We start from the raw sequence: 10,479 nt of genomic DNA on the forward strand, positions 1-10,479 counted from the left end.
TTGCTTGTTATTTTAAGGTTATCGGTAACATTATTTTGAACCTATGGAGGTTGTTCTGACATGACAGAAGCAAATAATCGGTTTCAAAGCGGTTTTCCTAAGATCGGCATTCGCCCGACTATTGACGGTAGACGCAAAGGGGTAAGGGAATCGCTGGAGCAGCAGACGATGAACATGGCTATCGCAACGGCCGAGCTTTTGTCGGCTAATCTGCGTTATCCGAATGGCGAGCCAGTGGAATGCGTGATAGCGGATACATGTATCGGCGGCGTTGCGGAGGCGGCTGCTTGCGCGGATAAGTTCCTCAAAGCAGGCGTAGGGGTATCGATAACCGTAACGCCTTGCTGGTGTTATGGAACGGAAACGATGGATATGGACCCTTCCATTCCGAAAGCAGTATGGGGCTTCAACGGAACAGAGCGTCCGGGCGCTGTGTATCTCGCTGCCGTATTGTCCGGTTATGCGCAAAAAGGGCTTCCGGCATTCGGCATCTATGGCGAGCATGTGCAAGATGCGGGCGATACATCGATTCCTTATGACGTGAAGGATAAGCTGATCGGCTTCGCAAAAGCGGGTCTTGCAGTTGCTATCATGCGCGGCAAATCGTATTTGTCGATGGGTTCGGTGTCCATGGGTATTGCCGGTTCGATCGTAAACGATGCATTCTTCCAAGAATACCTCGGCATGCGCACGGAATATATCGATATGAGCGAGTTCGTAAGACGTATGGAAGAAAATATATATGACGGCGTAGAATTCGAGAAAGCGCTTACGTGGGTTAAGGAGAATTGCATCGAGGGTAAGGACAACAATCCCGACCATTTGCAGACATCCCGCGAGCGTAAAGATAGAGACTGGGAAACGGTTGTGAAAATGACGCAAATCGCGCGTGATCTCATGGTTGGCAATCCGCGTCTGGCAGAGCTTGGCTTCGGGGAAGAGGCAATGGGACATAATGCGATCGTCTCCGGCTTCCAAGGGCAGCGGCAATGGACGGACCATTTTCCAAACGGCGACTTCATGGAAGCTATGCTGAACTCTTCGTTCGACTGGAATGGCATTCGCGCTCCGTATATGGTAGCGACGGAGAACGACAGTCTGAACGGCGCAGTCATGCTGTTCGGCTATCTGCTTACGAATACGGCGCAAATCTTCGCGGACGTTCGCACCTACTGGAGTCCGGAGTCGGTTGAGCGCGTTACTGGCTATAAGCTGACAGGAGAAGCGGCAGGCGGTCTGCTTCATTTGATCAACTCCGGACCTGCGGCGCTGGACGGAACAGGTCAACAATCGAAGGACGGGAAGCCTGCGCTTAAGCCATTCTGGGAGATTAGCTCCGAGGAAGCGCAAGCATGTCTCGATGCGACTTCATGGCGGCCGGCATCGGTCGAGTATTTCCGCGGCGGCGGCTATTCCTCCGACTTCCTGACGAAGGGCGGCATGCCGATGACCATGTCCCGCATCAATCTCGTGAAAGGAATCGGTCCTGTGCTCCAAATCGCGGAGGGTTATTCGGTCGAGCTGCCGGACCTTGTTCACGATACGCTTGATGTACGGACGGACTCGACATGGCCGACGACTTGGTTCGCTCCTATCGTCACAGGAGAAGGTGCGTTTAAGTCGGTATATGAAGTGATGAATAATTGGGGTGCTAATCACGGCTCGATCAGCTATGGACATATCGGCGGCGATCTCATTACGCTAGCGTCGATGCTGCGTATTCCAGTCAATATGCATAACGTGCCGGAGGATCGTCAATTCCGTCCTCGTGCATGGGGCTTGTTCGGCACAGCCGATTCGGAAGGCGCCGACTATCGCGCTTGCAACAACTTTGGACCGCTTTATAAATAATACAAACGATGTACTCATGGAGGGTATCAAATGAGCAGCTTAGCCATTCGCGTAGAATTATGCAAGTATGCCCGCAAGACGGTCACGAATAAGCTCGTTGTCGGACCAGGCGGCAATATTAGCGCAAGGCATGAAGGTAAAATGTATTTGTCCCCAAGCGGTTTCGCTTTGGATGAGGTCGAACCCGAGCAATGGGTCGAGGTCGATATCGAGTCGGGCGAAATAACGGATATCGGTCTGCGTCCATCCTCGGAGGTGCTCATGCATCTGTACGCGTATCGGGCCAATCCGAACATGGGTGCAATCGTGCATACGCATCCGCCTTATTGCATCGCCTTCACGCTTGTTGAACAGGAGCTGCCAATTATGTTCCCGGACCAAGCTGCGTTAGTGGGCAAGACGTTATACCTCCCTTATGTGTTGCCGACGACCGACAAGCTGGCTGACGCCTACGTTGAGGTCGCGGGTCAAGCAAGCTCGGTATTGCTTGGCAATCACGGTCTCGTGACGTCGGGCCGCAACCTGCGCGAGGCGTATTATCGGACCGAGGTCGTGGAGGAGAGCGCAAAAATTTTCTTAATAGCTAAAGCGATCCGAGAGCCGAAAGTGCTCACGAAAGAAGAGTTCGAAGAAATCGCTTCGCTGGAGAGCGAAGCTTACCGCATCCAATTGCTGCAAAAGATGAAATGACGGTCGGGAGGTCGAAAGGATGAATAAGCTGGCATCCGTGCTCGCATTCGACCTTGGCGCGAGCAGCGGCAGAGCGTTGATCGGCGAGCTTATCATGGGGGATGGCGATGGCGGGCCGAAGCTTAAGGTTACCGAAATTCATCGTTTTCCGAATGATGCGATAGCGGTAGGCGGACATCTGCACTGGGATATATTACGACTGCTGCAAGAGCTGAAGTCGGCGATTCGCCGGGCTTTCCAGGACGGCTTCGAGCCGCAAACGTTCGGCATCGACACATGGGGCGTCGACTTCGGGCTGCTGGATTCGAACGGTGAGCTGCTCGGCAATCCGTATCATTACCGTGATCCGCAGACCGAAGGAATCGTAGAAGAGCTCTCAGCGCTTATTGGCAAGGAAAGCCTTTATGAGCAGGGCGGACTGCAATTCATGCCGTTCAATACGATTAATCAGCTCTATGCGATGAAGAAAGCAGGTTCCCCTAAGCTTGAGGCGGCGCACGCCCTGCTGCTAACGCCGGATTTGCTGACCTACTTCCTTACGGGAGCGAAAGTAAACGAGTTCACAATGGCGACGACAACGCAGCTGTTGCTGCCTCAGACTAAAGCATGGAACGTGGACCTGATGGATCGGCTAGGCATTCCAAGCAGACTGTTCCAAGCTTTGATTAAGCCTGGAACGCGTATTGCTCCGCTAACTTCAGCGGTATGCTCGGAGCTCGATGTTCCGCCAATCGAGGCGGTTGCCGTCGGGACGCATGATACAGAGTCAGCCATTGCGGCCATTCCGGCTATCAGCGACGAACCGTTCGCCTATATTGTAAGCGGCACATGGTCGCTGCTTGGAAGCGAGCTGCAGCATCCTGTTGTGACGCCAGAGGCGATGGCGCTTGATTTCTCGAATGAAGGCGGCGCTTGCGATACGTATCAGTTGATTAAAAATATTATGGGTTTATGGATTGTGCAAGAGTGCAAGCGTGAATGGGAAGAGCAGGGTTCCACGCTCGGCTTCGGCGAGCTTGTTGAGCTGGCCAAGGAAGAATTGCCTTATCGCAGCCTGATACAGCCCGATAATCATTTGTTCTATGCGCCTGGCGGCATGATTGCTAGAATTCAAAGTTATTGCGAAGATTCCAGTCAGCCTGTTCCGCAGACGAAAGGTCAGATCATGCGCTGCGTCATTGAAAGTCTCGCATTTCGTTATCGGCAAGTGCTTGGACAATTGGAGTCCTTGACGGGTCATTCGTTCGGCGGGCTGCATATGGTTGGCGGCGGCATTCAAAACGAGCTGCTTTGTCAGTTCACGGCCGATGCGATCGGCAGGCCGGTATGGACCGGCCCGGTTGAAGCAAGCGCGATTGGCAATATGCTCATGCAGCTTGTGTCGCTAGGACATTGTGCCGACTTGAAGGAGGCCCGCACTTTGGTCGCCTCATCGTTTCCAGGAGGCGTATATTTGCCTGCGGCTGAGCCAGCCGAGATTACTCGTTTGGAGACGGCGTATGAACGGTTTGCTCAGTTGCACTAAGGAGAGGAGTCTGCAAAGATGTTAATCGGAATTCCGAGCAATCTTTCACCTGAGCTGCTCAAGGTGCTCATGGAGATGGGACATAGCGATGAGATTGTGCTTGCTGACGGTAATTTTCCCTCAGCAAGCCATGCCCAGCAGCTCATACGCGCAGACGGACATAACATACCGGAGCTCCTGGATGCTATTCTTCAGCTGTTCCCGCTCGATCAATATGTGCAGAAGCCTGCGGCGCTTATGCAAGTCGTTGCAGGCGACACAGTGGAGACGCCGATATGGGGACAGTATGGTTCGATCATTACAAAGCGAACCGGTCTAGATTCGCCGTTTGAGGAAGTGGAGCGTTTCGCATTCTACGAACGCGCAAAGAAGGCGTATGCGATTGTTGCGACGGGCGAAAGCGCATTGTATGCAAATCTCATATTGAAAAAAGGCGTCATTGCCGCCGAGAACTGAATATTTTAATCGAAGCTAGCGTGATTAACGAAAGCCGTGAGCAGGAACATGATCCTGTTCACGGCTTTTTGTCATGGATAATTATGCAAGGTCGCGCAAATGCTACTAATAATGTCCGAACTGCACTAGAGCCCCGGCGGATCAGGAGATGAGCATTTGCCAATTTTTCATGGTATGAAAAAAAAGAAACATGTCTATAAGTCGACGGATACGCCACCCAGTCAATTTCTTGCAAGCCATAAAGATGATCTGATTAGTGGAAGCCTCGAGGATACAATAGTGTTCATTACGAAGCTGATCGGGTCGAACACGGATCTGACTACACGGCGTTTTCGCATTTTCGGTCAGTATGAAGCAGCTTTATTTTATTATACGAATCTCGTTAACCATACGAATATTAACGTAGATATCATGAAACCGCTCATGTATAAGCCAAGCCATTTGTCGGACAAAGCTATCGCGGTTGAAGAGTTGCAAGACATTATCATTAATGACACGTTATATCAAAGCGAAGCATTGCTGGAGAACAAAGTCGCTTTGCTTGTGGACGGTATACTGCGCGGCGGTACGATCGTCGCTATCGAAGGCATCGACCAGGCAATCGTAATCGGAACTCGCCAGATCGAGTCGCGGAGCATCGACCAGCCCGCAACGGAGCAAGTTATTCGAGGACCGCGCGAAGGCTTTGTCGAGTTGCTCGGCACGAACATATCGCTCATCCGCTACAGACTGCAATCGCCGGATTTGCGCATCGAATCGTCGGAGATCGGGCAGAGGACCAAATCCAAAGTCGCCGTATGTTATATGGACGGGATTACGAATCCCGATCTAGTTAAGGAAGTGAACAGCCGTTTGTCTAAGATCGATATCGACGGCGTGCTCGATTCCGGTTACTTGGAGCAATTCATCGAAGACAACCATTTTTCTCCGTTCCCCCAAGTTCAATATACGGAACGTCCGGACAAGATTGTTGCCAACTTGCTGGAGGGAAGGGTTGCTCTTCTCGTAGACGGATCGCCGCTCGCGCTCGTTGTACCGACCGTATTCAACCAGTTCTATCAGACGGTAGAAGACTATACGGAACGATATTTGTTGATGAGTGCCATACGGCTGGCTAGGCTCGTCGCGCTTGTATTCTCGCTCATATTCCCATCTTTGTACGTAGCGATCATTTCCTTCAATCCCGAGCTCATCCCGACGGAATTCGCGGTAGCGGTAGCGGGAGGACGAGCAGGCGTGCCGTTTCCTGCCGTAATCGAAGTGCTTATAATCGAAACGTCGATGGAAGTATTGCGAGAGGCAACGATCAGGCTGCCGCAGCAGGTCGGCGGCGCGCTCTCCATCGTCGGCGTGCTCGTCATTGGACAAGCGGCTGTAGCAGCGGGATTTGCGAGTCCGATTACGGTCGTCATCATCGCGTTAACGACAATCGGATCTTTCGCCACGCCTGCTTACAATGCGGCGCTAGCCTTACGGCTGCTTCGGTTTCCGTTAATATTTATGGCCGGTATATTCGGGCTGTACGGCATTATGATCGGATTGATTCTGATTGCCAATCATCTGCTGTCGCTTCGCTCATTCGGAGTGCCTTACTTAAGTCCGCTTGTACCGGGAAATTATGGCGGCATGAAGGATCTGATCGTTCGCGGCCCGTTGTCATGGTTAAAGAAACGGCCGTATTTCCTTCAGACGGTTGAAAGAACGAGAATCAAAGAACAGCCGAAGCAGCCGTCGCCTTCCGGACGTGAGCCGGAGCTGCTGAAGCCGGCCAAAGACAATCATTATGGAGAGTGAGAACCATGGAGCAGACACGTCAAATAACGGCCATCCAGGCAGGCGCCATTATGGGCAGTACGGTCATCGGCGTCGGCGTATTGCCGCTGCCCTTGTTTGCCGTCCGCGCTGCTGATTCCGCAGCGCCTCTCATTACGTTGATCGGCTTGCTTATCGGATCGATAAGCCTTTCGATTGTCATTTGGCTTGGTATCCGGTTTCCTCGGAAGACGATTATTCAATACAGCGAGGACCTCATAGGCAAGTGGCTGGCTGCGATCGGAAGTTTCGCTATTATTGGATTTTTTGCCGTATTGACATCTTTGGCGGCCCGTGAATTCGGTGAAGTGGTTGTAACCTCGGTTCTCAAAACGACGCCGGTCGAGGTAACGGTCATCGTCATGCTGCTTCTCGCTGCGATCGCGACAAGAAATGCAATTACGACATTCGCTTATATGCATTATTTTTATTTCCCGCTTTTGCTCGTACCGGGGCTGCTGATCGTAGTACTCTCTTTGAAAAACGCGGAGCCGATCAATCTTCAGCCGATATGGTTTCAGCATCCTCAGGGTGTCATGAGAGGCGTGCTGATGATCGCGGCTCTTTTTCAGGGCAACTTTATTATGACGATGATTATTCCTTCCATGATCGCACCGCGCAAGGCGATAAAGTCCGGATTGTGGGGAATGTGCATCGGGGGCGGGCTGTACGTCGTAATCGTGGCGGCAGCCGTCGGCGTATTCGGTGCAGAGGAGATCAAAAACTTACTTTGGCCGACGCTCGAGCTGGCCAAAGCGACCTCTCTGCCAGCTAACGTACTTGAACGTCTCGACGCTGCTTTTCTGGCTGTATGGGTTACAGCCGTATTTACGACTTTGCTGACGAGTTACTTTTTGACGATCTATGCAACGCGGCAGTTATTCCGCTTGGCTGATCACAGGATGCTTTCTTTCTTCATGCTTCCTTTCGTATTCGCAATGGCCATGATGCCTCAAAACATTGTGCAGATGTATAAAATTGTCGAGTTGGTAGGTCAGATCGGCTTATGTATTACAATCGGTTATCCTGCCTTGCTCATCTTGATTTCGCTTATACGCAAGAAGAGAGGGAAGCCTGTTGCCAATCAATAGGACCATCAAACAAGTTCATACTTTAATATTGATCCTATTCGTTACAACGCTGCTTACGGGCTGCTGGGATCGAATCGAAATTGACGAGCGCGCCGTCGTATTAGGCGTTTCCATCGATAAGGCGGTTGAAGACGAGGAAGAGATGGAGAGCGAGGTTACTCATGTCGAGGGCTCATTGCCTGCACCGGGCAAAGATATGGTGCATGTAGCGATCCAGATCGCTTTACCGGGAAGAATTCCGCTTGGACCGGGCGAGAGCGGCGGAGCAAGCGGGAATCCAAGGCAGACGCTTTGGGTCGTCGACGTCTTCGGGCACTCCATCGACGACGCGTTCATGAACTTGCAGCAGCAGGTGTCGAGCCGATTATTTTTCGGCCATCTGCGCGTCATTGTCATTTCCGAAGAAGTGGCCAAACGAGGCCTCGAGAATATTAACGATTATTTCCGTCGCAATTCCGAAGTTCGTAGAATGGCATGGCTGATGGTGTCCAAGGGAAAGGCGATTGAGCTTATGAAAGCTTCGCCCAAGCTGGAGCGAATCCCGACGCTGTATTTGATGTCCACCTTGGACGAAGGGATCAAAATGGGGAAGTTCCCGAAGGATTATATCGGAATATTTTGGAGTAATATTTCCAAGAAAGGGCAAGAAGGCTTCCTTCCGTATGTCGAGCTTAAAAAAAGCGATAACGTCGAGATCAAAGGGTTGGCCTACTTTAAAGGCCAGAAGATGGTGGGGGCTACCAAGCCGATCGAAATCGCCGGTTACTTAGGACTCAGGGGAATTAATCCTGCGGGGTATCGGGCGGTCATCAAGCTGGACAACCTCTCCAGTACCGTAATCACGAGCGCTGCGCACCGCAGCTCGAAGATCAAGGTTCAGATCAAAAACGGCGTGCCTCATTTTGCGGTTGACGTCATGCTGGAAGTGAACGTGGAGGAGATTATCGGGGGCGAAAGCATATCCATGGACAATCTCGGTTTTTTGACCGAGGTCGAACAGAAGCAGGGGGAAGCATCCGTCAAATTTTATGAAAACATTATCAAAAAAACGCAGCAGAAGAAATCCGATATATTCGGCTTCGGCGAATATGTCAGGGCCAAAGAGCCTGGATACTGGAAACGGCATATCGGATCAAAGGAGAAATGGGAGTTGCTCTATCCGGAGTCAACCTTTGATATCCATGTCGTTACGAAAATCCGTCGGATTGGCATGAAGGCGAAATAAATAGACGCGGGGCGGGCATGGAGGCGTATTGCGAAGATGATAGGCAGCGGATATACGACCAGTTATCTCATTTATGCGATCTTTTTGGCTCTGACCTGCGGCGTGCTCATTTTGCAGGTTGATGTAAGAGGGTTTACGAAAAACAATATGGCGAAGGAGCGAAAAGTATCTCGCGTGCTCGGGTGGCTGTTGATCGTGACAGGATTGACCTTGTACATCGTCGATTTGTTCCTGAAATAAGTATTTCACGTTGCCTGATTTTGTAGTAGCATTTAGATAACCTTGATCTTCCAGGGATTGGACGACGTGATGGAAGGAGCATATATCGGTATGGGAAAACAATTCGATTCCATGCTGCCGCAGCATGAACAATTTATCGCGAAGCAGCATATTTTTTTCGTAGGCTCGGCTCCGTTATCGGAGGAGGGAAATGTTAATCTTTCTCCTAAAGGACATGATGCTTTACGTGTGTTATCGCCAAATCGGGTTGCTTATTTGGACATGACGGGAAGCGGCAATGAAACGAGCGCTCATATTATGGAGAACGGAAGAGTTACCATTATGTTTTGTGCGTTCGACGGGGCACCGCTAATTTTGCGATTATACGGCAAAGGTGCCGTTATACTGCCTGGTACGGAGCAGTGGGAGCAGCTATATCCGTTGTTTAATCCGCTTCCGGGAGCGAGGCAGATCGTGACGATCGATATCCATAAGGTTCAGACGTCCTGCGGCTTTGCCGTGCCATTCATGGAATACTCGAGTGACCGGGATACGCTGAAGCGCTGGGCGGAGCAGAAAGGGCCTGAAGGGATGGAAGATTATTGGCAGGAAAAAAACATGCGGAGCATCGACGGAATGCCTACGCATTTAAGTATGAGAAGCTAAATATAGCAAGGGCAATGCAGAGGACGTAAGCGGTCATGCTGCATTGCCCTTTTTTTTATGCGATTAGAAGCATGTGAACGACTCTACGAGATTGAGGTCGTAACCCGCATACATCCAGAAAAATCCGTTCCATCTAAAGCCGGCAACCGAATTGCGGCCCACGAAGACCGGGAAATACCAGAACTGATTGCCGTTTCTGAGCCATATATACGTATTGCGGAACAAGCATCTGCGAATGGCTCCCGGATCAACGGCGAACGCGGTAGCCTGCGGCCGCGGCGGAACGAATTGGGGCGGCGGCGCTGTAGGTGCCTGCGATCCCGATGGGCCTGAAGGGCCCGGAGGACCCGGAGGACCTGGCGGAGGCGATGGAGGACCGAATGGCGGTGGCGGAGGCCCCGGCGGTCCGAACGGCGGCAATCCGCCGCCTTGCGAGCCCGGCGGTCCGAATGGCGGCAATCCGCCGCCCTGCGAACCCGGCGGTCCGAATGGAGGAAATATTGACATGTTGATTCACTCCTTATTAGTAGGCGCATTCCATTGTTCTTCATGAGCAAGACAAACGTCTATGCATAAAGCTGGTGTATTGTATGCGAATGCCCTTAATGGAGTGATTCATTCGTATAGAAGTCGTGCTCTTGGTTTCCGATAGGCGGGAATACGGAGGGAGGAGGTTATCTCAGTTACTTTATGTTGCTGATTGTTACGGACCGAGTTGACGCTAAATGGTGAAAAGTAGGTAATTTACGCAAGTTGCGGACATGGCAGGACTTAACGGAGGCATTGGGCCTCCGATTTGTTTGTTTTTGATTAGTTAGAGTCATATCGGTCCGCAACATCACGATTACTCTCCAAAATGGTGCAATACGCGCATCTGAGTCCGTAACGGAAGTTGGAGAATCGTTGGAGGGTAGCTAGCCTTGGTTTTAACACATTTCCTTCGC

The 10,479-nt window shown here is 51.4% G+C and carries 10 protein-coding genes; 9 read left to right on the forward strand and 1 reads right to left on the reverse strand.

Features of this window, described 5'->3' with window-relative positions:
* Positions 1-60: 60 nt before the first annotated feature.
* The 9 genes from V8F51_RS30800 to V8F51_RS30840 all read left to right on the forward strand — a co-directional run bounded on the left by V8F51_RS30800 (position 61) and on the right by V8F51_RS30840 (position 9,535).
* Complete coding sequence (locus V8F51_RS30800) at positions 61-1,851, forward strand: L-fucose isomerase (RefSeq protein ID WP_337104335.1); 1,791 nt, start codon at positions 61-63, stop codon at positions 1,849-1,851.
* Between the two features lie 30 nt (positions 1,852-1,881).
* Positions 1,882-2,541 (forward strand): class II aldolase/adducin family protein, encoded by a 660-nt coding sequence (locus V8F51_RS30805; protein ID WP_337104336.1) that lies wholly within the window; start codon positions 1,882-1,884, stop codon positions 2,539-2,541.
* 19 nt (positions 2,542-2,560) lie between these two features.
* A complete protein-coding gene (locus V8F51_RS30810; RefSeq protein ID WP_337104337.1) occupies positions 2,561-4,066 on the forward strand; it encodes a rhamnulokinase in 1,506 nt (501 codons plus the stop codon).
* 18 nt (positions 4,067-4,084) lie between these two features.
* Entirely contained in the window at positions 4,085-4,522 is a 438-nt protein-coding gene (locus tag V8F51_RS30815) for an RbsD/FucU family protein (RefSeq protein WP_337104338.1), read from the forward strand.
* A 174-nt stretch (positions 4,523-4,696) separates the two neighbouring features.
* Positions 4,697-6,316 carry a spore germination protein gene (locus V8F51_RS30820; RefSeq protein WP_337104344.1) on the forward strand — a complete coding sequence of 540 codons (1,620 nt, stop codon included), beginning with the start codon at positions 4,697-4,699 and terminating at the stop codon, positions 6,314-6,316.
* A gap of 5 nt (positions 6,317-6,321) precedes the next feature.
* On the forward strand, positions 6,322-7,425 hold the full coding sequence (locus V8F51_RS30825) for a GerAB/ArcD/ProY family transporter (RefSeq protein ID WP_337104339.1): 1,104 nt from the start codon (positions 6,322-6,324) through the stop codon (positions 7,423-7,425).
* Positions 7,412-8,650: a Ger(x)C family spore germination protein gene (locus V8F51_RS30830; RefSeq protein WP_337104340.1), complete on the forward strand. Its 1,239-nt coding sequence runs from the start codon at positions 7,412-7,414 to the stop codon at positions 8,648-8,650. Before V8F51_RS30825 ends, V8F51_RS30830 begins: the two co-directional genes overlap by 14 nt.
* 36 nt (positions 8,651-8,686) lie before the next feature.
* On the forward strand, positions 8,687-8,890 hold the full coding sequence (locus V8F51_RS30835) for a CLC_0170 family protein (protein ID WP_337104341.1): 204 nt from the start codon (positions 8,687-8,689) through the stop codon (positions 8,888-8,890).
* 90 nt (positions 8,891-8,980) lie between these two features.
* Positions 8,981-9,535, forward strand: coding sequence for a pyridoxamine 5'-phosphate oxidase family protein (locus tag V8F51_RS30840; protein WP_337104342.1), 555 nt, complete (start codon positions 8,981-8,983; stop codon positions 9,533-9,535).
* A gap of 63 nt (positions 9,536-9,598) precedes the next feature.
* Here the strand turns inward: V8F51_RS30840 and V8F51_RS30845 are convergent, their stop codons facing one another.
* On the reverse strand, positions 9,599-10,042 hold the full coding sequence (locus V8F51_RS30845; protein WP_337104343.1) for a collagen-like protein: 444 nt from the start codon (positions 10,040-10,042) through the stop codon (positions 9,599-9,601).
* Positions 10,043-10,479: the final 437 nt, after the last annotated feature.

Source organism: Paenibacillus sp. YIM B09110 (genome assembly GCF_037167145.1).
Taxonomy (GTDB): Bacteria; Bacillota; Bacilli; order Paenibacillales; family Paenibacillaceae; genus Pristimantibacillus.